Source organism: Xanthomonas fragariae (genome assembly GCF_017603965.1).
Taxonomy (GTDB): domain Bacteria; phylum Pseudomonadota; class Gammaproteobacteria; order Xanthomonadales; family Xanthomonadaceae; genus Xanthomonas; species Xanthomonas fragariae_A.
In genome coordinates this window covers 2,583,780-2,609,504 of record NZ_CP071955.1, presented here as the reverse complement: position 1 = coordinate 2,609,504, position 25,725 = coordinate 2,583,780, and the positions used below count along the sequence as shown (strand labels likewise).

23 protein-coding genes, 1 tRNA gene, 3 other RNA genes and 1 pseudogene are annotated in these 25,725 nt (G+C 60.3%); 21 read left to right on the top strand and 7 right to left on the bottom strand.

Annotation, left to right across the window (positions count from 1 at the left end; translation table 11 throughout):
- The first annotated feature begins 145 nt into the window (after positions 1 to 145).
- From J5I97_RS12250 to truB, 6 genes are all read left to right on the top strand, one after another.
- Positions 146 to 222, top strand: a tRNA-Met gene (locus J5I97_RS12250).
- Between the two features lie 210 nt (positions 223 to 432).
- Positions 433 to 1,023 (top strand): ribosome maturation factor RimP, encoded by a 591-nt coding sequence (rimP, locus tag J5I97_RS12245; RefSeq protein ID WP_208586794.1) that lies wholly within the window; start codon positions 433 to 435, stop codon positions 1,021 to 1,023.
- 4 nt (positions 1,024 to 1,027) lie between these two features.
- On the top strand, positions 1,028 to 2,539 hold the full coding sequence (nusA, locus tag J5I97_RS12240; RefSeq protein ID WP_208586793.1) for a transcription termination factor NusA: 1,512 nt from the start codon (positions 1,028 to 1,030) through the stop codon (positions 2,537 to 2,539).
- A gap of 96 nt (positions 2,540 to 2,635) precedes the next feature.
- Positions 2,636 to 5,347 (top strand): translation initiation factor IF-2, encoded by a 2,712-nt coding sequence (gene infB, locus J5I97_RS12235; protein WP_208586792.1) that lies wholly within the window; start codon positions 2,636 to 2,638, stop codon positions 5,345 to 5,347.
- A gap of 143 nt (positions 5,348 to 5,490) precedes the next feature.
- On the top strand, positions 5,491 to 5,883 hold the full coding sequence (gene rbfA / locus J5I97_RS12230; protein ID WP_208586790.1) for a 30S ribosome-binding factor RbfA: 393 nt from the start codon (positions 5,491 to 5,493) through the stop codon (positions 5,881 to 5,883).
- Positions 5,884 to 5,970: 87 nt separating this feature from the next.
- Entirely contained in the window at positions 5,971 to 6,894 is a 924-nt protein-coding gene (truB, locus tag J5I97_RS12225; RefSeq protein ID WP_208586788.1) for a tRNA pseudouridine(55) synthase TruB, read from the top strand.
- A 3-nt stretch (positions 6,895 to 6,897) separates the two neighbouring features.
- On the opposite strand, the gene J5I97_RS12220 is transcribed toward truB, so the two are convergent.
- Positions 6,898 to 6,973, bottom strand: a non-coding RNA gene (locus J5I97_RS12220) — sX9 sRNA.
- 225 nt (positions 6,974 to 7,198) lie between these two features.
- On the opposite strand from J5I97_RS12220, the gene rpsO reads away from it, so the two are divergent.
- The 3 genes from rpsO to J5I97_RS12205 all read left to right on the top strand — a co-directional run bounded on the left by rpsO (position 7,199) and on the right by J5I97_RS12205 (position 9,950).
- Positions 7,199 to 7,459, top strand: coding sequence for a 30S ribosomal protein S15 (gene rpsO / locus J5I97_RS12215; RefSeq protein WP_002810194.1), 261 nt, complete (start codon positions 7,199 to 7,201; stop codon positions 7,457 to 7,459).
- Between the two features lie 170 nt (positions 7,460 to 7,629).
- Entirely contained in the window at positions 7,630 to 9,744 is a 2,115-nt protein-coding gene (gene pnp, locus J5I97_RS12210) for a polyribonucleotide nucleotidyltransferase (RefSeq protein ID WP_208586787.1), read from the top strand.
- Positions 9,745 to 9,875: 131 nt separating this feature from the next.
- Positions 9,876 to 9,950: non-coding RNA, sX9 sRNA (locus J5I97_RS12205), on the top strand.
- Positions 9,951 to 9,978: 28 nt separating this feature from the next.
- Here the strand turns inward: J5I97_RS12205 and J5I97_RS12200 are convergent.
- The 3 genes and pseudogenes from J5I97_RS12200 to J5I97_RS12190 form a co-directional block, all read right to left on the bottom strand.
- Positions 9,979 to 10,411: pseudogene (locus J5I97_RS12200) on the bottom strand (DUF2272 domain-containing protein); the annotation flags it as partial.
- A gap of 57 nt (positions 10,412 to 10,468) precedes the next feature.
- Entirely contained in the window at positions 10,469 to 11,353 is an 885-nt protein-coding gene (nadC, locus tag J5I97_RS12195) for a carboxylating nicotinate-nucleotide diphosphorylase (RefSeq protein ID WP_208586785.1), read from the bottom strand.
- A complete protein-coding gene (locus J5I97_RS12190; RefSeq protein WP_208586783.1) occupies positions 11,350 to 11,619 on the bottom strand; it encodes a Trm112 family protein in 270 nt (89 codons plus the stop codon). The genes nadC and J5I97_RS12190 overlap by 4 nt, the downstream gene beginning before the upstream one ends.
- A gap of 58 nt (positions 11,620 to 11,677) precedes the next feature.
- Here J5I97_RS12190 and purE point away from each other — a divergent pair, with 58 nt between their 5' ends.
- Together purE and J5I97_RS12180 are read left to right on the top strand one after the other, a co-directional pair.
- Complete coding sequence (purE, locus tag J5I97_RS12185; RefSeq protein WP_208586781.1) at positions 11,678 to 12,181, top strand: 5-(carboxyamino)imidazole ribonucleotide mutase; 504 nt, start codon at positions 11,678 to 11,680, stop codon at positions 12,179 to 12,181.
- Positions 12,178 to 13,323, top strand: a complete 1,146-nt coding sequence (locus J5I97_RS12180; protein ID WP_208586779.1) for a 5-(carboxyamino)imidazole ribonucleotide synthase — start codon at positions 12,178 to 12,180, stop codon at positions 13,321 to 13,323. The genes purE and J5I97_RS12180 overlap by 4 nt, the downstream gene beginning before the upstream one ends.
- 142 nt (positions 13,324 to 13,465) lie before the next feature.
- Here the strand turns inward: J5I97_RS12180 and J5I97_RS12175 are convergent, their stop codons facing one another.
- A complete protein-coding gene (locus J5I97_RS12175; RefSeq protein WP_208586777.1) occupies positions 13,466 to 14,044 on the bottom strand; it encodes a superoxide dismutase in 579 nt (192 codons plus the stop codon).
- Between the two features lie 122 nt (positions 14,045 to 14,166).
- Here J5I97_RS12175 and grxD point away from each other — a divergent pair, with 122 nt between their 5' ends.
- The 6 genes from grxD (at position 14,167) to J5I97_RS12145 (ending at position 21,094) form a co-directional block, all read left to right on the top strand.
- Positions 14,167 to 14,487, top strand: coding sequence for a Grx4 family monothiol glutaredoxin (grxD, locus tag J5I97_RS12170; RefSeq protein ID WP_208586775.1), 321 nt, complete (start codon positions 14,167 to 14,169; stop codon positions 14,485 to 14,487).
- On the top strand, positions 14,484 to 15,227 hold the full coding sequence (locus J5I97_RS12165) for an SDR family NAD(P)-dependent oxidoreductase (RefSeq protein ID WP_208586773.1): 744 nt from the start codon (positions 14,484 to 14,486) through the stop codon (positions 15,225 to 15,227). The genes grxD and J5I97_RS12165 overlap by 4 nt, the downstream gene beginning before the upstream one ends.
- Positions 15,224 to 15,823, top strand: a complete 600-nt coding sequence (locus J5I97_RS12160) for a MarC family protein (protein ID WP_208586771.1) — start codon at positions 15,224 to 15,226, stop codon at positions 15,821 to 15,823. The genes J5I97_RS12165 and J5I97_RS12160 overlap by 4 nt, the downstream gene beginning before the upstream one ends.
- Before the next feature lie 396 nt (positions 15,824 to 16,219).
- A complete protein-coding gene (locus J5I97_RS12155; protein WP_208586769.1) occupies positions 16,220 to 19,444 on the top strand; it encodes a TonB-dependent receptor in 3,225 nt (1,074 codons plus the stop codon).
- A gap of 105 nt (positions 19,445 to 19,549) precedes the next feature.
- Positions 19,550 to 20,935: a nucleotide 5'-monophosphate nucleosidase PpnN gene (gene ppnN / locus J5I97_RS12150; RefSeq protein WP_208586768.1), complete on the top strand. Its 1,386-nt coding sequence runs from the start codon at positions 19,550 to 19,552 to the stop codon at positions 20,933 to 20,935.
- 83 nt (positions 20,936 to 21,018) lie between these two features.
- A non-coding RNA gene (locus tag J5I97_RS12145) (sX9 sRNA) lies at positions 21,019 to 21,094 on the top strand.
- Between the two features lie 13 nt (positions 21,095 to 21,107).
- Here J5I97_RS12145 and J5I97_RS12140 read toward each other — a convergent pair.
- A protein-coding gene (locus J5I97_RS12140) for an IS5 family transposase (RefSeq protein WP_208586767.1) occupies positions 21,108 to 21,913 on the bottom strand; the annotation gives its coding sequence in 2 pieces (ribosomal slippage) (positions 21,108 to 21,583 and positions 21,583 to 21,913; 807 coding nt in all).
- 54 nt (positions 21,914 to 21,967) lie between these two features.
- A complete protein-coding gene (locus tag J5I97_RS12135; protein ID WP_208586766.1) occupies positions 21,968 to 22,999 on the bottom strand; it encodes a sensor histidine kinase in 1,032 nt (343 codons plus the stop codon).
- 226 nt (positions 23,000 to 23,225) lie between these two features.
- On the opposite strand from J5I97_RS12135, the gene J5I97_RS12130 reads away from it, so the two are divergent.
- The 4 genes from J5I97_RS12130 to J5I97_RS12115 are packed head-to-tail and all read left to right on the top strand — an operon-like array spanning position 23,226 to position 25,716.
- Positions 23,226 to 23,753: a GspH/FimT family pseudopilin gene (locus J5I97_RS12130; protein WP_238135521.1), complete on the top strand. Its 528-nt coding sequence runs from the start codon at positions 23,226 to 23,228 to the stop codon at positions 23,751 to 23,753.
- Positions 23,754 to 23,765: 12 nt separating this feature from the next.
- Complete coding sequence (gene pilV, locus J5I97_RS12125; RefSeq protein ID WP_208586764.1) at positions 23,766 to 24,197, top strand: type IV pilus modification protein PilV; 432 nt, start codon at positions 23,766 to 23,768, stop codon at positions 24,195 to 24,197.
- Positions 24,194 to 25,207: a PilW family protein gene (locus J5I97_RS12120; protein ID WP_238135520.1), complete on the top strand. Its 1,014-nt coding sequence runs from the start codon at positions 24,194 to 24,196 to the stop codon at positions 25,205 to 25,207. The genes pilV and J5I97_RS12120 overlap by 4 nt, the downstream gene beginning before the upstream one ends.
- Positions 25,204 to 25,716: a pilus assembly PilX family protein gene (locus tag J5I97_RS12115; protein WP_208586763.1), complete on the top strand. Its 513-nt coding sequence runs from the start codon at positions 25,204 to 25,206 to the stop codon at positions 25,714 to 25,716. Before J5I97_RS12120 ends, J5I97_RS12115 begins: the two co-directional genes overlap by 4 nt.
- Positions 25,717 to 25,725: the final 9 nt, after the last annotated feature.

The following is a 25,725-nucleotide window of genomic DNA, read 5'->3' as shown; positions in this document are numbered from 1 at the left end:
ACTGAAATAAACTTGTGATTGGTGTTTCGTTTTTGTTGCACTGCGGTTATGATTTTCCGCCACGTTGAGGACCTCCAAGGGTTTCAACAGATGAAAAACTAGGGCTTGCAATTGTTGCTCGAGTTCTTCATAATTTCGTTTCTGCTGCGGGGTGGAGCAGTCTGGCAGCTCGTCGGGCTCATAACCCGAAGGTCGCAGGTTCAAATCCTGCCCCCGCTACCAAGTTTTGATGCACTGCCTTAACGCGATGCGTTAAGGCAGTGCATCAGGTTCTTGGATCGCAAAGATGCATGTTCCCGTCTTTGTGCCGACCCTTAGAGGTCGGGCTTTTTTGACGCAAGGGGCCCACTGGGCCCCTTGCTTTTTCAGGAACCGGAAAGTTTGCTGACGGTTGCCGGGGTTTTACTGGCAATCATCTGATCAGGGCAGTCTGTGAGCGAAAAAGCGACCGAAATCGCGCATCTGCTGAGTCCAACGGTTGAGTCCTTGGGCTTGAAACTGCTGGGTGTGGAATATCTTCCCGCTCCAGGTGGCGCCACTTTGCGCCTCTATATCGATGTGCCTCTGGCCGAGCAGCCCGAGCGTGTCATCAACGTTGACGACTGCGAACGCGTGAGCCGCGAAGTGTCGGCCCAACTCGACGTCGAAGACCCCATCACCGGCAACTACACACTTGAGGTGTCCTCGCCGGGTGTAGATCGTCCGTTGTTCACACTGGAACAGTTCGCCCGTCATGCTGGCGAGTGCGCAAAGATCGTGTTGAAGCTGGCGCAAGAGGGGCGGCGCCGCTTCCAGGGTCAGATCCTGCGCATCGAATCCGAGGCCGACGCTGTGGTGTTCGCGATCGATGGCAAGGATGTGCAGATCGGCTTCGACAACATCGAAAAAGCGCGCATCCTTCCGGATTGGGTTGCCCTGGGCCTGGCTCCGCAGAAACCGAATAAGCCCGGCCCGAAAAAACCCGGGTACGAGAAGAAGAAACCATCCAACGAGTCGGCGGCTGGCAAGCCGCGCGCGGAGTGACGAAATGAGCAAGGAACTTTTGCTGGTAGTGGATGCTGTAGCCAACGAAAAAGGCGTGCCGCGCGAAGTGATCTTCGATGCGATCGAGGCCGCGCTGGCTTCAGCAGCGAAAAAACGCTATCCCGACCAGGACGTGCTGACGCGCGTGACCATCGATCACAAGAACGGTAACTATGAAACCTACCGTCGTTGGGAAGTGGTGGCCGACGATGTGGTGATGGAATCGCCGGATCGCCAGGTGCGTCTGATGGATGCCATCGACGAAGCCGACGGCGTGGATGTGGGCGACTACATCGAAGAACAGATCGAGAACCCGGATTTCGGTCGTATCGCTGCGCAGGCTGCCAAGCAGGTTATCGTGCAGCGTGTGCGCGAAGCCGAGCGTCAGCAAGTGGTCGATGCGTGGAAGGATCGCGTCGGTGAGTTGATCACCGGTGTGGTCAAGCGCGCCGAGCGCGGCAATATTTTTGTCGACCTAGGTGGCAATGCCGAAGCCTTTATTCCGAAGGACAAGGGCATTCCGCGCGATGCGCTGCGTTCGGGCGACCGCGTCCGCGGCTATCTGGCTGAAGTGCGCTCGGAGCCACGTGGCCCACAGCTGTTTATCAGCCGCGCCGCACCGGAATTCATGATCGAACTGTTCAAGCTCGAAGTGCCGGAAGTCGGTCAGGGTCTGGTCGAGATCAAAGCCTGCGCACGCGACCCGGGCGACCGCGCCAAGATCGCGGTGATCGCGCACGACACCCGTACCGATCCGATCGGTGCATGCATCGGTATGCGTGGTTCGCGCGTGCAGGCGGTGTCCAACGAGCTCAATGGCGAGCGCGTGGACATCGTGTTGTGGAACGAGAACCCGGCAAACTTCGTCATCAATGCGATGGCGCCAGCCGAAGTGCAGTCGATCATTGTCGATGAAGACAAGCATTCGATGGACCTAGCGGTGGCGGAAGATCGCCTGGCCCAGGCGATCGGCAAGGGCGGCCAGAACGTACGCCTGGCCAGCCGCCTGACCGGGTGGCAGCTTAATGTAATGACAGCCGACCAAGTAGCCGCCAAGTCCGAGGCCGAGCAGGCATCGGCGCGCCAACTGTTCATGGATCGCCTGGAGGTGGACGAAGAAATCTCCGCCATCCTGGTGTCGGAAGGCTTCAACACGGTGGAAGAAATCGCCTACGTGCCGGTCGGCGAGTTGCTGGCAGTGGAAGGCTTCGACGAAGACATCGTCGAAGAGCTGCGTGCCCGTGCTCGCGATGCGCTGCTCAATGCCGCGCTGGCCGAGGAAGAAGGTCTAGAAGGAACTCAGCCCACCGAGGACCTGCTGGCGCTGGAGGGGATGAACGAGGAAACGGCCTTTGCTCTGGCCCAGCACGGCGTGCGCACCAGCGAGGACTTGTCCGACCTGGCAGCGGACGAGATCGTCGACTTCGGCATTGAGGGCATGACTCAGGAGCGCGCCTCGGCGCTGATCCTGGCGGCCCGCGCCGAGGAGATCGCCCGTTTGGAGCGCGGCGAATGAGCCGGCAATGAACCGCGCCCTGACCCCATCAGGGCTTAGAATCAGCGTTTCCCTTGCTCTGGGCGAGGGGAGCGCCAACCAGATCATAGGATCCGAATGTCGCAGCAAACCACCATCCGCAAGCTTGCCGAACTGGTCAATACGCCGGTCGATAAACTGCTGGTTCAACTGGCCGAGGCCGGAATGAAGTTCAGCGGTCCCGACCAGGTTGTGACCAGCACCGAGAAGATGAAACTGCTTGGCTTCCTGCGTCGCACGCATGGAAAGGCCGAGACGCCTGCCGAAGCGGCAAGTGAAGCAGCCAAGAAGATCACGCTCAATCGGCGCAAGCTGCAGGAAGTCACGGTCAGCGCCGGTCGCACCAAGACCACGGTCAACGTGGAAGTACGGCAGAAGCGCACCTACGTTAGGTCCGAAAACGAAGGCAGCGTTCGTCCTGAGCCGATGACGCCGGACGAAGAGCGCGCCGATATCCTGCGCAAGCTCGCCGCTTCGCGTCAGCGTAACCTCGACGAGCAGCAGGCGCTGGCCGAGAGCGACCGAGTGCGCGACGAAGCGATTCAGCGCAAGCGTGATGAAGAGCAAGCAGCACGTGATCGTGTCCAAGCCGAGCGCAAGGCTGCCGAGGAAGCCGCTGCGGCTGCCAGCGCGCCGGCGCCGGTTGCCGCCGCTTATACTCCGTCTGCGGCACCTCCTGCCCCACGTGCGCCGTCGTCGCCATCTTCTGCTCCGCGTCCTGCCCGTCCGGGTAGCGCTTCGCCCGCATCGCGTCCGGCTACGCCGGCCCGTCCAGAGGACCGCTCCAATGCAGCCAAGCACAAGACGCGCGGTTCGCACGCCATGGTGGCCGGCGTCGAAGACGACGATGCGACCAAGCGGTTCGCCGGGCAGTTGCATCTGTCCGCGGCTGACCGTGCGCGTCGTTCCAACGTGCGCGGCAAGCCGACCGGTCGTCCGGGTTCGTCCTCCTCGCGCCGTGGCAACGATAGCGGCCGTGGCAACCAGGGCAATACTGGTCCGCATGGATTCGAGCGTCCGACCGCACCGGTGGTGCGTGAAGTGGCGATCGGCGAAACGATCACCGTAGCCGACCTGGCGCAGAAGCTCGCGCTCAAGGGGGGCGACGTGGTCAAGGCGCTGTTCAAGATGGGCGTCATGGCGACCATTACCCAGAGCATCGACCATGACACCGCAGCGCTGGTGACCGAAGAACTCGGCCACAAGGCCCTGCGTGCCGACAATGCCGACTTCGAAGATGCGCTGCTGGCGCATGCCGAAGACGCGCAGGGCGACACCACGGTCCGTCCGCCGGTGGTGACCATCATGGGGCACGTCGATCACGGCAAGACCTCGCTGCTGGATTACATCCGTCGCACCAAGATCGCTTCGGGCGAAGCCGGCGGCATCACCCAGCACATCGGTGCGTACCACGTCGAAACCGGTCGTGGCGTCATCAGCTTCCTGGATACGCCCGGCCATGCCGCGTTTACCTCGATGCGTGCACGTGGCGCAAAGATCACCGACATCGTGGTGTTGGTCGTTGCCGCCGATGACGGTGTGATGCCCCAGACCAAAGAAGCGGTGGCACACGCCAAGGCGGCGGGCGTTCCGTTGATCGTGGCAGTGAACAAGATCGACAAGGCCGGCGCGGATCCGTTGCGGGTCAAGAACGAATTGCTGGCCGAAAACGTGGTGGCCGAAGAGTTCGGTGGCGATACTCAGTTCATCGAAGTGTCGGCCAAGGTCGGTACAGGTGTGGACACGCTGCTGGACGCGATCTCGCTGCAGGCCGAAGTGCTGGAACTCAAGGCGCTGCCCGAAGGCCGCGCCAGCGGTACCGTCATCGAGTCGTCGCTGGACAAGGGCCGTGGCCCGGTCGCAACGGTGCTGGTGCAGCAGGGCGCGCTGAAGAAGGGCGACTACCTGGTGTGCGGCATTCAGTACGGTCGCGTGCGCGCGCTATTCGATGAAACCGGCCATCAGCCAGCCTCGGCTGGCCCGTCGATCCCGGTGCAGGTGCTTGGCTTGTCCGGTGTGCCGGAAGCTGGCGACGATTTTGTGGTCGTCGACGACGAGCGTCTGGCCAAGGACGTGGCGCAGCAGCGCGAAACCAAGCGTCGCGAGTCGCGTCTGGTCGCCTCGGCCAGCAACCGCATGGAAGACATCCTGGCCCAGATGGGCAAGGGCGAAGGCCAGCAGGTGTTGAACCTAGTGATCAAGGCCGACGTGCAGGGTTCGGTGGAAGCGCTCAAGCAGTCGCTGGTGGCGTTGTCCAACGACGACATCCGCATCAACGTGATCCACTCCGGCGTGGGCGGCATTACCGAATCCGATGCGAATTCGGCGGCGGCCTCCAAGGCCACGGTGATCGGCTTCAACGTGCGCGCCGATGCGTCGGCGCGCAGGATCGTTGAGTCCAACGGCATCGATCTACGTTACTTCTCGATCATCTATGACGTGATCGACCAAGTGACGCAGGTGGCCTCCGGTCTGCTCGGCGTGGAAATCCGCGAAGAGATCATCGGTATCGCGCAGGTCCGCGACGTGTTTCGCAGTTCGAAGTTCGGTGCGGTTGCAGGCTGCATGATCATCGAAGGCGTGGTGAAGCGCAGTAAGCCGATCCGCGTGCTTCGCGACAGCGTCGTGGTGTTCGAAGGCGAGCTGGAATCGCTGCGTCGTTTCAAGGAAAACGTCGAGGAAGTGCGCAACGGTACCGAGTGCGGTATCGGCGTGAAGGCCTACAACGACGTCAAGGCCGGCGATCAGATCGAGTGCTTCGAGCGTATCGAAGTCGCCCGTACGCTGTAACGGCTGCCGGGGCCTGCGTGCCCCGGTGTTCCGCACAGCGGATTCTGTAACGCAAGTTCTGCGAGGCAAGGGCAGCATGGCAGCCCGCGTTCGTTTTTGGCTTCGGTGCCATCTGGCCCTCCGAATCAACCAGGTCCACGACCATGCCAACCAAATCATTCCATCGCACCGACCGCGTTTCTGCGCAGGTGCGTCGCGACCTCGGCACCATCGTGCACGCGGCCGTGCGCGACCACGGCTTGCCGTCGGTCAGCGTTTCCGATGTCGAAATCAGCCGCGATCTGGCGCATGCCAAGGTGTTCGTCACCGCGCTGCAGCAGGAGCGTTCGACCGAAGCGATCAAGGGGCTCAAGGAAATTGCCGGTCAGCTGCGTACGCAGTTGGCGCGGGCCATGAAACTGCGTCACGTGCCCGAGCTGCACTTCCATTACGACGATTCGGTCGATCGCGGCGAACGCATCGACAACCTGTTGCGTGATCTGGATGATGTCCGCCCCGAGGCTGCGTCCAGCGACGAAGACGCCGAACAGCGCTGAACGCTGTATCGGGCTTGCCGCCTCCGGCCTCCGTTGCCGCCCTGATTCCTGCAGGCGCGTACAGCGCCCGATTCGAGCACTGATCTTTTGAAACCCCGTATCGTCTATCGCCCGTTGCACGGCATCCTGTTGCTGGACAAGCCGGCCGGACTCAGTTCCAACAACGCATTGCAGGCCGCACGCCGTTTGTTGCGGGCAGAAAAGGGCGGCCATACCGGAAGCCTGGATCCGCTGGCCACCGGCTTGCTGCCGTTGTGTCTGGGCGAAGCCACCAAGATCGCCGGTCTGCTGCTTGGCTCGGTCAAGGCATACGACGCTGATGTCGTGTTGGGTATGACCACCGACACTGACGATGCCGATGGCGCGCAGTTGCGAGAGCGTGCGGTGCCGGAACTGAGCGAAGAAGCACTGCGTGTGGCGCTGGCGTCATTTGTCGGCCGTATCGCGCAGCAGGCACCGATCTATTCTGCGCTCAAGCAGGGGGGCGAGCCGCTGTATGCCAAGGCGCGGCGTGGCGAAGTGATCGATGCGCCGGTGCGCGAGGTCGATGTGCATGCGATCGAACTGATCGGCTACAGCGCGCCGCGCCTGCAATTGCGCGTGACCTGCGGCTCGGGCACTTATATTCGCAGTCTGGCGCGCGATTTGGGCGAATTGCTCGGATGTGGTGCGCATATCGTATCTTTGCGTCGGCTGTGGGTTAAGCCGTTTCATGCTTCGCAAATGATCACGCTCCAAGCGCTGTCCGCAGCGCTGGACGCGGGCATCGATGCGCAGAAGTTGTTGTTGCCGATCGAAGCCGGTCTGGCCGATTTTGCGCGGATCGTGCTCGACCAGGCCCATGCGACCCGTTTCCGGATGGGCCAGCGCTTGCGCGATGCAGCATTTCCAGCCGGCCAAGTTGCGGTGTTCGGGCCCGATGGAATCCCTTCAGGCTTAGGCATGGTGGACGCGGAAGGGCGTTTGTCGCCGCAGCGTTTGTTCAATGGACTGAACGAAGTTCAGGCTTAGAGCGGCTAACAAAACGTAGCGAGCAGTCGTCAGGTTGGTGCTCACGGCGCGGAGCAACCGGAGTGTACGCTTGGTACATGCCGATTTCGAGCACCGGCCGCGCCCGCCTGGCGGTGAGCGCAGTCGTTTTGTTAGCCGCTCTTATTAATTTTAGTCAACTTGTTCTCGGGGCCGCGTGACGTTACAATTTTGCGGCCCTGATCGGGGCACATTCAGCGCCAAGCGCGCTCATCCCTAGCAAACGGCGAGTTCGACGGTGCGTCATGCACGTTCCTGTCCACTACGCATCTTTTGAGAAAATACAATGTCTGTCGACACCCAGAAAGTTATTGAAAACAATAAGCGTAGCGCCCAGGACACCGGTTCACCGGAAGTGCAGGTCGCTCTGCTGACAGCGCGCATCGAACTGCTGACCGGTCACTTCAAGACCCATAAGAAGGATCACCATAGCCGTCGTGGTCTGCTGCAGATGGTCAACCGTCGCCGCAGCCTGCTCGACTACCTGAAGAAGAAGGACAACGAGCGTTACAAGTCGTTGATCGAGAAGCTCGGCCTGCGCCGCTGATCGAGTCCTACCGCCGCGGCGCAGCGATGCGCCGCGGTTTTGTTTTGGTCAGTCGCACTACGTCAATTTGCACCATGTAGTTAATGGCCCGGAGCATCCCGGCCGCCCGTTCTCGGCATGGGTCGACGACGGTCCATTTGAAGACAGCAACACCTAAGGGAAAAACCTCCGTGGCAAAAATCACCAAAACCTTCCAGTACGGCAAGCACACCGTCACCCTCGAGACCGGCGAAGTCGCTCGCCAGGCGAGCGGCGCGGTCATCGTCAAGATGGACGACACCGTACTGCTGGTCACCGCCGTCGCCGCAAAGACCGCGCGCGAAGGGCAGGACTTCTTCCCCCTGACCGTTGATTATCAGGAGAAGTTCTATGCCGGCGGCCGCATCCCAGGCGGCTTCTTCAAGCGCGAAGGACGTGCGACCGAGAAGGAAACGCTGATTTCGCGCCTGATCGATCGTCCGATCCGTCCGTTGTTTCCGGAGGACTACAAGAACGAAGTACAGATTATCGCGACCGTGATGTCGATGAACCCTGACATCGACGGCGATATCGCCGCGCTGATCGGTGCATCGGCTGCGCTGTCGTTGGCCGGTACGCCCTTCAACGGCCCGATCGGTGCCGCCAAGGTGGGCTACAAGAATGGTGAGTACATCCTCAACCCGACCATCGCCGAGCTGAAGGATTCGCAGCTGGAGCTGGTAGTTGCCGGCACCGCGAACGCCGTGCTGATGGTGGAGTCGGAAGCGGCGCTGCTGTCCGAAGAAGTGATGCTGGGCGCGGTCACCTTCGGCCACCGCGAACTGCAGAAGGTCATCAACGCGATCAACGAGCTGACCGTCGAAGCAGGCACCAAGCCCAGCAGCTGGGTTGCGTCTGTCAAGAACGCCGCGCTGATCAACGCGCTCAAAGAAGCCGTCGGTACGCAGCTGGCAGATGCTTTCCAGGTGCGCGACAAGTTGCAGCGTCGCGACGCGATCTCCGCGATCAAGAAAGACGTGCTGGACTCGCTGGCCGGCCGTGTTGCCTCCGAAGGCTGGAGCGCTGCTGAGTTGTCGAAGGAATTCGGCGAGCTGGAATATCACACCATGCGCGACTCGGTCCTAGAGACTAAGGTGCGTATCGATGGCCGTGCACTGGATACCGTGCGTCCGATCGCTGTGCAGGCCGGCGTATTGCCGCGTACCCATGGCTCGGCACTGTTCACCCGCGGCGAAACGCAGGCGATTGTGGTTACCACGCTGGGCACCGCCCGTGACGGCCAAGTGATCGACGCGGTCAGCGGCGAGTACAAGGAAAATTTCCTGTTCCATTACAACTTCCCCCCGTACTCGGTGGGCGAGTGTGGTCGTTTCGGTGCACCGAAGCGTCGTGAAATCGGCCATGGTCGTCTGGCCAAGCGCGGCGTGCTCGCCGTGATGCCGAGTCTGGAAGAATTCCCGTACACCATTCGCGTGGTCTCGGAGATCACCGAGTCCAATGGTTCGTCCTCGATGGCATCGGTCTGCGGCAGCTCGCTGGCGCTGATGGACGCCGGTGTGCCGATCAAGGCGCCGGTGGCAGGTATCGCCATGGGCCTGGTGAAGGAAGATGATCGCTTCGTGGTGCTATCCGACATCCTGGGTGACGAAGATCACCTGGGCGACATGGACTTCAAGGTGGCCGGTACTGCCGAAGGCGTGTCCGCGCTGCAGATGGACATCAAGATCGAGGGCATCACCGAAGAGATCATGAAGCAGGCATTGCAGCAGGCCAAGGCGGGCCGTCTGCACATCCTCGGCGAGATGGCGCATGCCCTGACCACCCCGCGTCTGGAACTGAGCGATTACGCGCCGCGTCTGCTGACCATCAAGATCCACCCGGACAAGATCCGCGAAGTGATCGGCAAGGGTGGCTCGACCATCCAGGCGATCACCAAAGAAACCGGCACGCAGATCGACATCCAGGACGATGGCACGATCATCATCGCCTCGGTCAATGCCATCGCCGCGCAAGCTGCGAAGTCGCGCATCGAGCAGATCACCTCGGACGTGGAGCCGGGCCGCATCTACGAAGGTAAGGTCGCCAAGATCATGGACTTCGGCGCGTTCGTCACGATCCTGCCAGGCAAGGACGGCCTGGTGCACGTTTCGCAGATTTCCAGCGAGCGCGTGGAGAAAGTTGGCGACAAGCTGAAGGAAGGCGATCTGGTCCGCGTCAAGGTGCTGGAAGTGGACAAGCAGGGCCGTATCCGTCTGTCGATCAAGGCAGTGGAAGAAGGCGAGGGCGTGCCGGCTTCGGTCGAGTAAGCGCTGCTGTTTGATGCGTTACGAAAAAGCGGGCTGCGGCCCGCTTTTTTGTTGTAGATTCGGTAATAAGAGCGGCTAACAAAACGACTACGCTCACCGTCAGGCGGGCGCGGCCGGTGCTCGGAATTGGCAGTGCCACGCCTACACTGCGGCTGCTCCGCGCCGTCCACACCCACCTGACGACTGCTCGCAATGTTTTGTTGGCCACTCAAAATGTCGTAGGCGCCCGCTAGGATGCCGTGCGAAGCGATGAAAGCCGCTCAGCCCGGACTGTGTCGTCACCCACGAAATGAATGCCGCCGACCACGGATTGTCGACCAGGAAAGCGCGGCAATCGCCAGCGATATAGCGCGTGCCATCCAGCGCCGCGCAAGTCGATGCGCCGGGGCGATCGCCCATCGATGCAAGCGTACCGCTGTCGCGCCATTGGCCTGCCACGCGACGACGCCGTAACGCGATTTGGCTTCAGTCACGCCGAGACGACCTTTGGCATCGATAAGCGAGTGCTGCCACAAACGACGCTCTTTACAGGCGCTGCGCACGCTGGCGATCGCGGCAGGACTGGTGCCAGACTGTGTGGCGGGATATCGCACACTTCTGCAGCCGCAGCGCTGCCTCCAAATCCCGCCAGCACCAGACAAATGCACGACCAAGGTTTTACAGTCATCGCGGATCCTGCACAGACACAATTGCAGCAGGCTGCAAGACCCGCGTGCGCGTGAAATCAGCGCGGTGGCGGGCCGAGTTTGAGCGACAGGTCCACCGCCTGCACGTGTTTGGTCAGCCCGCCGATGGAAATGCAGTCCACGCCGTCTTCGGCAATTGCGCGAATGCCGGCCAGATCCACGCTGCCAGAGACTTCGAGCGGAATGCGTTGGTCGTGCGGCAAAGCGGCAACGAGACGGACTGCTTCGCGACGCATCGCCTGATCGAAGTCGTCGATCAGGATGCGCGTGCAGCCGACCTGCAATGCCTCGCGCAGTTGCTCCAGCGTTTCCACTTCGACCACCAGCGGCAACTGCGGTTGCTGCGCGCGTGCGGCATGCACGGCTGCGCTCAGCGATCCGGCTGCGCGGATGTGGTTTTCCTTGAGCATCACCGTATCGAACAGCCCGATGCGGTGATTGTCGCCACCACCGCAACGTACCGCGTATTTCTGTGCGGCGCGCAGGCCCGGCAGCGTCTTGCGCGTGTCCAGGATGCGGGTGTTGGTGTCGGCCACTGCAGCGACGTACGCAGCCGTGGTGGTGGCCGTGGCCGAGAGCGTCTGCATGAAGTTGAGCGAGGTGCGCTCGGCACTGACCAGACTGCGGCTGCGGCCATGCAGCAGGGCCAACACAGTGCCGGCGCTGACGTGCTGACCTTCGTGCACGTGCCAGTCGATGCGCACCTGCACATCGAGTGCACGATGCGCCGCGTCGAACCAGGGGCGGCCTGCGATCACCGCATTCTGCTTGCACAGCAGGTACGCGCTGTCGGCCTGATCGGGCAACAGCGCTGCGGTCACATCGCCAGTGCCGATGTCCTCGGCCAGTGCGCGTGCCACGTCGGCGTCAACCAGCGCGGCCGATGGTGCCTCCGGCACGGTCGTGCGCACAGGAAGACTCACTTCTCGGGGAAGTCGGCGATCTGCTCAGTGCCGATGGCTTCTTCGGCCAGCAGCACCGGAATGCCGTCGTCGACGCGGAAGATCTGCTTGCGGTCGCGGGTGATCAGCGCCTCGCGCAGCGGCTGTGCCTGCAAGGTGCCATCGGCACGCTGCAGGTTTCCGCCGGCAATGGCGGTGTTGAGTGCTTCCAGGCCTTTGCCGTCGAGCAGCGAAAGCGGCTGGCGGGTGTCGGGCGAGCACAGCAGGTCGAGCAATTTGCGATCCATCGAAGTCTTGTCTTGCGTGGAAGTTGGCTAGAATACGTCTTTACCGCAAGGCAGGGCCATGACCTCCAACCACCCCGCGCCGCTAGTCGGCATCGTGATGGGCTCCCGTTCGGATTGGGAGACTATGCAACACACAGCTCAGAAGCTGGATGCGCTGGGCGTGCCTTACGAAGTCAAGGTGGTCTCGGCGCACCGCACGCCCGATGTGTTGTTCAGCTATGCCGAGCGGGCTGGCGAACGCGGCCTGCGCGCAATCATCGCTGGCGCCGGCGGCGCGGCGCATCTGCCGGGCATGCTCGCCGCCAAGACCGCAGTGCCGGTGCTCGGCGTGCCGGTGCAGTCCAAGGTGCTCAACGGCATGGATTCGTTGCTATCGATCGTGCAGATGCCAGCCGGGATTCCGGTGGCTACGTTTGCGATCGGCAATGCTGGTGCGGCAAATGCGGCATTGTTCGCGGCAGCGATGGTGGCACCCGAACAGGCGCATATCGGCCAGGCACTGGCACAGTTCCGTGCCAAGCAGACCGACGATGTCATGGCTAGCGACGACCCCCGGCAATGACCACCGTCGGCATTCTTGGCGGTGGCCAATTGGCACGCATGTTGGTGTTGGCCGGCGCGCCGTTGGGCTTGCGTTTTGCGGTATTCGACCCGGCGGCTGATGCCTGTGCAGGGCAGGTGGCCCCGCTGCAGGTCGGTGCTTTCGACGATGCGGCTGCGCTTGCCGCATTCGCCGCACAGGCGGATGTGCTCACCTTCGATTTCGAGAATGTGCCGGCTGCCAGTGCGCAGCAGCTCGCCGCACAGGTGCCGGTCTTTCCAAGTCCTGCTGCATTGGCGGTGGCACAGGACCGGCTCAGCGAAAAAACCTTGTTTCGCGAGCTCGGCATTCCGGTGCCGGAGTTTGCGGCCATCGACGACCGCGCCGGGTTGGATGCGGCGCTGGCGCGTATCGGTACACCGTGCGTGCTCAAGACGCGTCGCTTCGGCTATGACGGCAAGGGGCAGTTCCGCATCAAGACGCTCGCCGATGCCGATGCGGCATGGGACGCGCTCGGCGCGCAGGCGGGCAAGGTCGGGTTGATCGTGGAGGCGTTCGTGCCATTCCAGCGCGAGCTCAGCGTGGTGGCTGTGCGCGGTCGCGATGGCGAGTTCCGCGCCTGGCCGTTGACTGAAAACTGGCATGTGCACGGCGTGCTGTCGGCCAGCCTCGCGCCGGCAACTGGGGATGCCGGGCTGCAGTCTGCCGCAGCGGCGCATGCGCGCGCGATTGCCGAGCGCCTGGATTATGTGGGCGTTTTCGCACTTGAGCTGTTTGTGCGCGACGGCCAATTGCTCGCCAACGAAATGGCCCCGCGCGTGCATAACTCCGGACATTGGACTATCGAAGGCGCAGAGACATCGCAGTTCGAAAATCACGTGCGTGCCGTACTCGGCTTGCCGCTCGGCAGCACCGCGATGCGTGGGCATGCCTGCATGCTCAATTGGCTGGGCGCTGTGCCGGAAGCTGCCGCATTTCTGGCGGTACCGGGCGGACATTGGCACCACTACGGCAAGCAATCGCGTGACGGGCGCAAGGTCGGCCACGCAACGTTGCGCGCCGACACCTCGCAGACGCTTGCACAGGCACTGAACGATGCGGGCACTGCGTTGCTGCGTGGCACCCAGGTTGAGCCGGTGGTCGCGCGCTTGAGCGAAGGGTGATTTGCAAGACGCATTAACGCGGATGCGGCTACATGGCCGATGCGCTAGTCCTTTGATGAAGCCTTATCGCAATGCTTGATTGCTTTCAGATGCCTACTTGCAGCAGATGAGCGATCTCTCATTTGCTGCGAGAACGGCGTGGTTAGCCCAACCGGCTAGCCACAAAATCCCAGTTGATCAGTTTCCAGAACGCGTCCACGTATTGCGTGCGATCGTGCTGGTAATCCAGGTAATACGCATGCTCCCACATGTCGCAGGCGAGCAGCGGCGTGTCCGCCCCGGTGACCGGAGTGGACGTGTTCGGTGTGGCGACGACCGCTAGCGTGCCGTCCGGGCGCTGCACCAGCCATACCCAACCCGAGCCGAAGGTGCCCAAGGCGACGCGGTTGAATTCCTGCTTGAAGTGGACGAAGTCGCCGAACGATTTGGCGATGCTGTCGGACAGCTGGCCAAGCGGCTCGCCTCCACCGCGTGCACGCAGGCATTGCCAATAGAAATTATGGTTCCACACCTGCGCGGCCAGATGGAACAGCGTGCCTTGCGCTCGCGCGATGATCTCTTCCAGCGTCAGCTCGGCAAAGTCGCTGCCTTCGATATGTGCATTGAGCCGTTCGACCTCGTTGCGGTGGCAGACGCCGTGGTGCGCTTCCAATGTCGCCGACGACAAATGCGGCTCAAGGGCGGCGCGGGAGTAGGGCAGTGCAAGATGTTCGATCGGCATGATGGCAAGGGCAGCGAAGGGAGTGCGGCGACAGGTCGCGCTGAAGGCTTACAATGCGCGCCTTTAGCGGAAGTCTATCCGACTCGGCGGTCGGGCTTGCCGCTCCCAGTCAGGAGAGTCCAATGCCGGAAATGGAACGGATCCAGGCCGAACTCGAACACCACCCGATCGTGCTGTTCATGAAAGGCACCCCGCAGTTCCCGATGTGCGAGTTTTCCAGTCGTGCGGTGCAGGCATTGGTCGCGGCAGGTGCCGACCAACTGCGCACCGTCAACGTGCTGGAAGAACCCGAGGTGCGCGCGAATCTGCCGCGTTATTCCAACTGGCCGACCTTTCCGCAGTTGTTCATTCATGGCGAGCTGATCGGCGGTTGCGACATCACGCTGGAATTGTTCGAGGCCGGTGAACTCAGGCGTATCGTCAGCGAGGCTTATCAGCCGTGAGCGCGTTGCAGGACCAGTCTGACGCGGCTGCGCTGGCCGATCGAGTGGTATTGATCACAGGCGCCGCCGGCGGTCTGGGCGCTGCTGCTGCAAAGGCGTGCGCCTTTGCCGGCGCGACTGTGGTGTTGCTTGGCCGCAAGCTGCGTCCGCTGGAGCGTATTTATGATGCAGTCGCCAAGCTGGGGCCGGAACCGTTGCTCTATCCGCTGGACCTGGCCGGCGCCACCCCGGACGATTATGCTGCGCTCGTGCAGCGGTTACAGTTCGAGCTTGGTGGGTTGAGCGGCCTGCTGCATTGCGCGGCCGATTTTGCCGGCCTGACTCCGGTCGAGCTCGCAGCGCCTGCGGACTTCGCACGCGCCATCCATGTGAATCTCACCGCGCGTGCCTGGTTGACCCAGGCCTGTTTGCCGCTGTTGCGCCAGCAACACGATGCGGCAGTGGTCTTCGTCGTGGATGATACAGCGCGGGTTGGGCAGGCGTATTGGGGCGCCTACGGCGCAGCTCAGTATGCGCAGCACGGCTTGCTCGCCAGTCTGCATCACGAAACCGTCGCCGGCACGGTGCGCATCAGCGGCCTGCAGCCCGGACCGATGCGTACCGCGTTGCGCGCACGTGCCTTCACGCATCACGAAGACCGCGATGCAGTCGATCCCGCGCGCGCTGCATGGGCCTGCGTCGCCTTGCTGTCCATTGCGGGTGCCGCGCATCGCGGTGCGATCTGGAGTCCTTCCGCATGACCATCATGTCGGCAGCCTTGCTGCTGTTCCTGATCCTCGACCCGCTGGGCAACATCCCCGTGTTTCTCAGCGTGCTCAAGCCGCTGCCGCCGCGTCGCCAAAGCTTCGTGCTCGCGCGCGAGTTGCTGATCGCTTTGTTCGTGTTGATGGGGTTTCTGTGGGGCGGCAAATACGCGCTGGAGTTGATGCATCTGCGTCAGGAATCGATGGCGATCGCTGGCGGCATCGTGCTGTTCCTGATCGGCATCCGCATGATCTTCCCGCGCCCGGAAGGCCTGATGGGCGAGATCCCCGATGGCGAGCCCTTCATCGTGCCGCTGGCGATCCCTCTGGTGGCCGGCCCGTCCGGCATGGCTGCGGTGATGCTGATGGGCAGCAATGAACCGACCCGGCTATGGGATTGGAGCCTGGCACTGATGATCGCCTGGATTGCTGCATCCACGATCCTGGCGTCGGCCCCGCTGCTGTACAAACTGCTCGGTCATCGTGCACTTACCGCGATCGAGCGCCTGATGGGCATGTTGCTGGTGGCTATCTCGGTGCAGATGTTCTTGGATGGCTTGGGGACCTACTTCAAGTTGCCGGTGTCGATTTAAGGCGTTTTTCGGTGCAGGGCGGTCTGGTGCACGAGAGATGGAAACCGAGAGTTGGAAGCGACCGGCTGCGTCAGTCGGATGGTGCTTGGACATTCTTTACGAGCCTGCTTCCAAGTCCCAATCCTGTCTCTGCTTATCCGAGACATGGGTCTTTTTTGCCTGCGACTTTGCGCAGCATGGCGTTTACGGCGGCACATGCGAACTGCAGGATGCACAGTGCGCACTTTGTCACGTTTCCGTCATAACCGGGCCTTAGCGTGTTAATCTGTTGTTAACCGTTGCGGCAGCAACCGGTCGCGCGGCAAGGGACCACAGATCATCTGCAGCTTACCCCCGGCAACGGTTGGGCCGACTGCGCCTTTTTGTCACCGCCCAACCTGTCTCGAGGCTACCGAAATGACCCATCCCCGTTGTCTGTGCATGTCCAAGCTGACTCTCGGCCTTGTTGTCGCACTTGCCGCTGTCCCCGTGTTCGCTCAGAGCACCTCTGCCGGCGTCGCTGGCGTGGTCACCGGCCGTGGCGGTCAGCCGGTGCCGAATGCCGACGTGACGATCGTCCATGTTGAATCGGGCACCGTCAGCCGCGTCAACACCGATGCCAGCGGACGCTACAACGCGCGCGGTTTGCGTGTGGGTGGGCCGTACACCATCACCATCACCGCTTCCGGCACGGGCAACACCACGCGCGAGGGCATCTACCTGAATCTTGATAAGGTCAATCAGGTCGATGCGGCCCTTGGCGGCGACCTGGCCACTCTGGGCACCGTGCAGGCGATTGCCGGCAACTACGGCTCGGCCATTTTCAGCGCCAACAAGATGGGCACCGGCACTAACGTGACCCGCGAAGAAATCGAATCGCTGCCGTCGATCAACCGCAACCTGCAAGACTACGTGCGTCTGGATCCGCGTGTCGCGCAGACCGACAAGGCGCGCAACGAAATCTCCATCGCTGGCCAGAACCCGCGCTACAACGCGATCCGCGTCGACGGCATCAGCACCAACGACGCCTTCGGCCTGGAATCCAACAGCCTGCCGACCCCGCGCCAGCCGTTCTCGATGGACGTCATCGACGAAATCTCGGTGGATGTGGCGAACTATGACGTCACTATCAGTGGTACCGGTGGTGTGATCAACGCGGTCACCAAGTCGGGCACCAACGAATTTCACGGCTCTGTCTATGGCACCTATCGCAAGAACGATTGGTCCGGCAAGAACCAGAACGACATCCGCCCGCAATTATTCGATAACGAAGCGACCTATGGTTTGACCCTGGGTGGCCCGATCGTCAAGGACAAGTTGTTCTTCTTCGCCAATTACGAAAAATACCAGGGCAAGGGTGTATTTACCGGTAATAGCGGTTACGGTCCGGTGGGTTCTGGTGCGAGCAATGAAGTCGGCATCACCCAGGCGCAAGTCGATCAGGTCATCGATATCTCGCGCAACGTCTACGGTTTCGATCCCGGCACCTTGACGCTACCAGTGCTGGACTCCGATTCGGAAGAGAAGGGCTTCAAACTGGATTGGAACATCAGCGACAAGCATCGTGGTTCGTTGCGCTACGGCAAGTCCGAGCAGAGCACGGCCAACCTCAACGGGTTCGGAAACAATACGCTGGCGTTGAACTCGTACCATTACGTGCGCGACTTTGAACTTGAGACCTACACCGGCCAGTTGTTCAGTGACTGGACCGACACGTTCTCGACCGAAGCCAAGGTGTCCTACCGCGATTACTCGGCCGTACGTACCGCCGCATCGCAGCTGCCGGCAATCGCCGTGCGCTTCGGCAACAACACCTTGAACCTTGGCACCGAGGCCAATACGCAGGCCAACGAGCTGCGTACCGAAACCTGGAATGCGTTCTTCGCTGGAACGCTGTTCTTGAATGACCACACGGTCAAGTTCGGCTTCGATTACGAAGACAACGACATCTATAACCTGTTCGGACCGCGCGTCTTCGGTAACTACACGTTCAATTCGATTGCCAATTATCAGGCGAATCTGCCGAACGCATATCGTTATTCGTACTCGGCCACCGGTATCGACGACATCGCTGCAAAGTGGGGCATGCGCAACGTCGGCGTGTTCGTGCAGGATTCGTGGACTCTCAACAGCAACCTGACCTTGAACTTCGGCCTGCGCTATGACGAGCCGATGGTGAAGAACTCGCCGCAGTTCAACCAAGCTGCCTTCAATGCCTTTGGCGTGCGCAACGATGAAACGATCGATGGCAATGGTCTGTGGCAGCCGCGCTTCGGTTTCAACTACACCTTCGACGCAGATCGTCCGACTCAGTTGCGTGGTGGCGTCGGCCTGTTCCAGGGTGCGGCTGCCTCGGTGTGGTTGTCCAACCCGTATTCCAATACAGGCCTTGCGTTCACCGATTATAACTTCCCGAATGCGTCCAACAGTGGCATCCGCTTCACGCCGGATATCAACGATCAGCCGCGCGGCGTGTTGGGTCAAACGCAGTCGGTCGACTTCGTCGACAAAGACCTTGGCCAGCCTGCGGTGTGGAAGGCAAATCTGGCATTCGATACCGAGTTGCCGTGGTACGGCATCGTCGCGTCGGTAGAGGGTGTAGTTACCAAGGTCAAGGAAGCGATCTATTACCAGCAGCTCAATCTGGGCGCCGCGACTGCAGTTGGCCAGGATGGACGCAATATCTATTGGAATCCCAACGGCCTTAACCCGGCAAACTGGAACGCCCTCGGTAACGCATGTCTTCGCGAAACCGGTGTGGCACTGGGTTCGTCATGTGAAAACAGCGGAACGGATATCCGTGCGCTGCGTGAGGACCCTAACTTCAACGATGCCATTATCGCGCGCTCCACCGATCAGGGTGGCACGCAGAGCTTCACCGTTGGCCTGAGCAAGCCGTTCAACGACAGCGACTGGTCTTCGAGCCTGGCGTATACCTATTCGAATGCGAAGGAAGTCAGCGGTCTGACCAGCTCCACATCGGGCTCGCAGCTGCTCAACACGGCGACTTTCCAAGCCAACGAAGAAGTCAACGCGACGTCTGCATACCAAATCAAGGACAGCATCCTCGGTACGTTGCAGTGGAAGCACAACTTCGTTGGCGACTATGCAACCAAGCTTGGCCTGATCTACCAGGGCCGCAGCGGTCGCCCGTACAGCTATACCTTCGACAACGACGCCAATGGCGATGGTCGCGCAAACGACCTGCTATACATTCCGGCAGTACGCGGCGATGTGTTGTTCCGCAATGCGGCCGAAGAAAATGCGTTCTGGAACTACGTCAATAACGACCAGTACCTTTCTACGCATAAGGGCCAGGTTGCGGGCCGTAACGCGGTGCGCAATTCGTGGGTCAACCAGTTCGATCTACACCTGGAACAGGAGCTTCCGGGCTTCTTCGACGGCAACAAGGCGCAGATATGGGTTGACGTGATGAATGTGGGCAACCTTCTCAACAAGAAGTGGGGCCGTGTCGACGAATACGCGTTCCCGGGCTTCAAAGGTGTGGCCGAGTACGGCGGTATCGACGCGGCGACCGGCAAATACGTGTATCGCTTCAACCAGCCGGATGCCGCGACCGTCTACGACGACAAGGGCATCTCCCGCTGGGCGCTGCAGTTGGGCTTCCGCTACCAGTTCTAATCTGATTAGCGTGTCGAATGTTGCAAAAACGGCCGGGTTCTTCCTGCCGTTTTCTTTTGTGCGGGTGAGTACGCTAAAGTCCTGCAGATAAGAAAGGAGCAAGCTATGGAACTCAGCAGTACGGCAGCACGGGCGCTGCCGGTGGTGGATGCACGGATCTACCCACGTGGTGGTCTGGACGTATTGTCCAAGGCGGAAGTGGCCCGGTTGCGCGATGCATCCGGTGGCGGCATGCACGAACTGTTGCGCCGTTGCGCATTGGCGGTGCTCACCAGTGGCAGCGCCTCGGACGATCCACGCGCCGCGCGCGATCTGTATCCGGATTTCGATATCCAGGTAAACCAGCAAGACCGCGGCATCCGCATCGATCTGGTCAATGCGCCGGCCATGGCGTTCGTTGATGGCAACATCATCCGTGGCGTGGCCGAACTGCTGTTCGCTGTCGTTCGCGACCTGGCATACATGGCGATCGAGCTTGAAGCGCAGCACGCCGATCTCGACACCAGCGAAGGCATTACCAATGCGGTGTTCGGTCAGTTGCGCAACGCGCGCATCCTGCAGCCGTCCGACCCTAATCTGGTCGTGTGCTGGGGTGGTCATTCCATCTCGCGCGACGAATACCTTTACACCAAGCAGGTGGGCTACGAGCTCGGTCTACGCGGCCTGGATATTTGCACCGGCTGCGGCCCAGGTGCGATGAAGGGGCCGATGAAAGGGGCCACGATTGCCCATGCCAAACAGCGCAAGCAACATACGCGCTACATCGGCGTCACCGAGCCGGGCATCATCGCTGCCGAGTCGCCCAACCCGATCGTCAACCACTTGGTAATCATGCCGGACATCGAAAAGCGCCTGGAGGCCTTCGTCCGCATCGGGCACGGCATCCTGGTGTTCCCAGGTGGCGTCGGCACGGCGGAAGAAATCCTCTACCTGCTCGGCATCCTGCTACGCGAAGAAAACGCCCACCTGCCGTTCCCGCTGATCCTCACCGGCCCGACCATCGCCGCGTCGTACTTCGAGCAGATCGATCGCTTCATCCGTCTGACGCTGGGCGAAGCCGCCGCATCGCGCTACGAGATTATCGTTGGCGACCCGGTCGCGGTGGCGCGTCGCATGGCCGAAGGCATCAACGAAGTGCGCGCGCATCGCAAAGATCAGAAGGACTCGTACTACTTCAACTGGTCGGTGCACATCCCGCTTGAATACCAGCAGCCGTTCGAACCGAGCCACGAGGCCATGTCCGCGCTGGACTTGCACCATGGCCGCCCCGCATCTGCCCTGGCGGCCGACCTGCGCCGCGCGTTTTCTGGTATTGTCGCCGGCAATGTCAAGGAAGACGGCATGCGCCGCATCGAAGAGTTCGGCCCCTTCGAGATCCACGGCGACCCGGATATCATGCGGGCCCTGGACGAACTCCTGCGCGGCTTCGTCGAACAACGCCGCATGAAGATTTCGGGGGACTACCGGCCTTGTTATCGGGTGGCGACCTGACTGGAGGCCGCTTAGAGCGGCTATCAAAACCACTGCGCTCACCTCACCGCCAAGGGGGGGCGCCGCCGGTGCTCGGAATTGGCATGTACCATTCGTACATTGCGGTTGCTCCGCGCCGTCCGCATCCACCTGGCGACTGCTCGCTACGTTTTGTTAGCCACTCTTAGAGCGGCTAACAAAACCCAGGAAGAAGCCGTAAGCAGATGATGGAGCATGCAAGCGAGAGCAACGCCAAGTGGAGATCGATGCGGCGTTCAAAGCGGATGCGCAGTTTGCCCAGGCCTGCGAACCAGGCATGCGTGCGCTCGACGACCCAGCGATGACGGCCCAACCGGTCGTTGCGCTCGATTCCCTTGCGTGCGATCCGCGCAATGATGCCGCGCTGCTTGAGGAAGGCGCGACAGCGGTCGATGTCGTAAGCCTTGTCGGCGTGCAATTTGTCTGGCCAACGTCGCGGGCGCCCTGGTTTGCCACCAATTGGCGGCAAGGCGTCGATCAACTCCTCGAACACGACCGAGTCGTGCCGATTGGCGCCGGTGACGCACACTGCCAAGGGCACGCCGTTGCGGTCCACGATCAGATGCCGTTTGCTGCCGAGTTTGCCGCGATCGGTCGGGTTTGGCCCGGTGTAGGCGCCCCCCGGGGGGAGGCCACACTGGCGGCGTCCAGACTGGCTCGGCTCAGATCCAGCCTCTGGGCGCGACGCAGCTCGGTCAGCAACACCTGATGCAGACGATGCCACACACCGGCGGCTTGCCAATCACGCAACCGGCGCCAGCAGGTCATGCCGCTGCCATAGCCCAGTTCCACAGGCAGGTCTTCCCATGGCATGCCCGTGCGCAAGACATAGACGATGCCGTTGAGGGCTTGCTGATCACTGATGCGCGGCCGTCCACCTTTGGGCGAACGCTTCACTTGGGGAATCAGCGGCTCGATGCGCTTCCACAGCGCAATGGGGATCTCTTTGCGACGTGTCATGTCCGCAATTTTGCCACCGGCGAGACAAGATTCAAGGGGTTTTGTTAGACGCTCTTAATGCTTGGCGATGATCGGCAATTCCAACGTACTGATGAAAGTTTCATCGGTCCGTTGGGTTGTCAGGCGTCCGCTGCCGGCTTCCTGGGTTTCCAGCCTGGCCTGCACGGCTCGCAGACCAAGGTGATGACCGCGATGGGCGTTTTCTTGACTCGGAGGGAGAGGGTTGGCGATTTCTACTAATATCCTTTTTCCTTCCAGAACTACTTTGATGGACAGGCGGCCACCATCAACCCGAGGCTCGATTCCATGCCGAATTGCGTTTTCTACCAATGGCTGAATCGATAGGGTTGGAAGCTGGATTGCCGGCAATGAAGAAGGTACCTGCCAGTCGATTGTCAACCGACGTCCCAGACGCATCTGCTCGATTTCCAGATACCGCCGTGTCAGTCCCAGCTCTTGATTTAGGTCGATGTAATCCGAACTGCCCAATGCCGCGCGGAACAGGTCTGAGAGATCCAATAAAAGGCGCTCTGCTTGTTCTGGATGTACATGGACTAAAGCCGCTCCTGTATTCAACGTATTGAAAAGAAAATGTGGTCGGATGCGTGCGCGTAGCGCATCCAGCTGCGCCTGTTTCGCCTGCACAGCCAATTGTCGCGCTCTCCAGTGGTTGTGAAAGGCTAGCAAGCCCAAGGTCCCCACGGTCAAGGCAATTGCTGTAATGCGCAGGACGCTCAACATCCACTCGCGCGAAGAAATATTCCAGGCCTCGTGCAACGCTACCCAAGAGGCGGCACATACCGCCCAGGTGCAAGCCAGCATGAGGCCCATTGAGAGTGTGGCGATATGAAGTGGCTTGAGATTCTTCAAGCGACGTCGCAACCCATAAAGGCATGCCAACGTCAATAGAGCGACCCATTGCACGGCCAATGAAGCAAGGCCGAAATAAACCCAGCGATTGCCGTCCAGCGTGGGCGCCAGAGCGAGCACGATCGCTACTCCCTCCCCAGCTAGCAGAGTCCAGACAATGACCGATGCTTGCCACAAGGTATCGAGAGGCTGCAAGTGGGTAGGCGGATTAGACATTCGCTCGAAAACTCATGTTAAGGCGTGCGGCCATGATGCATCGGTTCCATGGACAGCGCAGTGCTGTCCTTTCATTCCCCCTATCGGTACCGTCCATCGGCCATCCGTTGCGTAACTCGATGACGGCCACTAGCGTTGGCCTGGGGAAGAGAGGGGAGTCACAATGCGTGCGTCACGATGCAATCTGGGAGAAGTGCTGCGCCACGCTCGGCACAATGGCTTCAGTATGATCGAATTGATGGTCACTGTGGCCGTGATAGCGATCGTAGCCGCGATTGCTATTCCAAGTTTCACCGGGTTGATCAACAGTAATCGGCTGACTGCGTCTGCCAACGAGGTGCTGGCATCGCTACAAATGACCAGATCCGAAGCTGTGCGACGCAACCAGACAGTGCTCATGTGTCCCAGCAGCGACGCGTCCAGCTGCAGCAGCGGTTCATGGAATCAGTGGATCGTAATGGTCAAGGCAACCAAAGAGGTCCTGCGAGTTGGCACAGCGAAGGCACCAATGCTCGTGCAGGCCAGCCCTGCGATCGTCAGTAACGGAAACGCAATTGAGTTTCGGGCAGATGGCCTTGCACGCAGCGCGACAGGTGCATTGCTCGCTGCTGCTGTTAGCTCCTGTCTGGTAACAACCAATCCTCCGCAAAATGTCCGGATGGTTGTAATCGTCAGCGGAAGCCGTGCTTCGGTGCGTAGCAGTACCGGCGATGCTACTTGCGCAGCTCCGGTCAACACACCTACTACGCTGTAAAGCGGGGAAAACATGGAAATTAAACGTAAATCGATGGCAGGCATTGGTTTGATCGAAGTACTGATCTCAGTCGTGGTCTTGGGGGTAGGTATGCTTGGTATCGCCGCAATGCAAGCAACAGCTCTGCGCAACAGTCAGAGCTCGCTGGAGCGGAGTCAGGCTGTAATACAGGCATATACCATCTTCGATGCAATGCGTGCCAATTCGGAGGTGGCGACATCTGGGGGCTACAACATTGCATCCTGTAGTGCATCCGCTGGGTCTAGCCTTGTTTCCAATGATATCAGCAGCTGGCTGCAAGGGTTAAAAAATTCAATTAACTCAACAGCATGCGGAACCATAACGTGTAGTGCTACGACCTGCGAAGCAATAGTCAAATGGGACGATAGTAGGGCTAAAAATGGAAGTGCTGTCCAGCAGTTTTCAATCAAGACAAGGCTATGAAAAAGAATGCGCAAATGAACGCCAAACGCTCGAAAATGCATGGCGTGACATTGATTGAACTGATGATTGCATTGGTACTGGGTTTGCTGGTTGTCGGTGCAGCTATTGGTATTTTTATTTCAAATCGACGCACTTATAGTGCGACAGAGGGGTTGAGCCGAGTTCAGGAAAACGTGCGAATAGCATTTGAGTTAATGGCGCGAGATGTACGCGAGGCGTCTGGAAATCCATGTTTAAATAATGTTCCAATTGCAAACGTGGTGAATAACAAGGCTGCTAATTGGTACACGAATATCGATAACTGGACTTCCGGGATAACAGGGGTGGACGGTGCTTTTTCTTCTGGTTCGCCAAGTAACGGCACATCGGTCGGCGCGCGCGTCACTGGTACCGATGCGCTACAGATTCTTGGGGCTGGCTATGAAGTTGCGACAATCGCTTCAGATAACACTGCTGCTGCAACGCTGACGCTAAACATGACGGCTGCTGCCGCGGGAATTGGTACGGGCGACGTTGTTGTTGCCTGCAATGCACGACAATCTGCGATTTTTCAGGTCAGTTCGGTTGCTGGCTCAAACATTTTGCACGCCGTCGGTGGTGTTTCTCCAGGTAACTGCTCTACAGGCTTGGCCATGCCGGTTTGTGCCGGCTCGCAGTTTGCATTCGTTGCTGCGGGTTCGGTGATTGCGAATCTGCATGCCGCTCGTTGGTTCATTGGGACTAATGCGCGCGGAACAAGATCTTTATATCAGTCGCAAATGATTTATTCGGGGGGAAGTCTGGCACAACGCAACGACGAAGTGCTGGAAGGGGTCAACAATATGCAGTTGCGGTATTTGATCAAAGGTCAAACGTCTTATGTCGATGCCAGCGCAGTCAGCGACTGGTCGACAGTTACCGCAATCAGCATTCGCTTGGAGATGCTTGATTCAACTCGCGTCGGTGCTGGCGGCGAAACCATTAGTCGTACACTGAATCACGTTATTGCACTTCGGAACCGCAACGCATGAAGACTATTGGTCATACGCGCCAATGCGGCGTCTCGCTCATCGTCGTTTTATTGCTTCTTCTGATAATGACATTGTTGGGCTTGGCGGTACTGCGCAGTACAGTTCTTGAAGAACGAATGGCATCCAACTTGGTTGATCGCGGTCGAAGCTTCCAAGCTGCGGAAGGTGCGTTGCGCGAAGCCGAAGAGCGTATCAAGGCCACGAAGACCCTAAGTGTGCCCAATAATGGATGCACAGATGGGATTTGTTCAACGCCGGTTGCTACAACCGCTGATCGCTGGCTTGTAGCGGATAGAGCCGGCTGGCGTACTGCCACACTGACGGTAAGCTCGACAGCCTCACCGCAGTACATCATAGAGTACATGGGCGATGCACCTACATGGCCTGCATGCGACCGCATTTCGCCAATACCGGCATTGTGCTTGGCACCAAGGTATCGCATTACCGCCGTCAGCGAAGGAGCTGGGCGTGCCCAAGTGCTTCTGCAGACCAACTACATCAAGCAGTAGGGCTTTAGC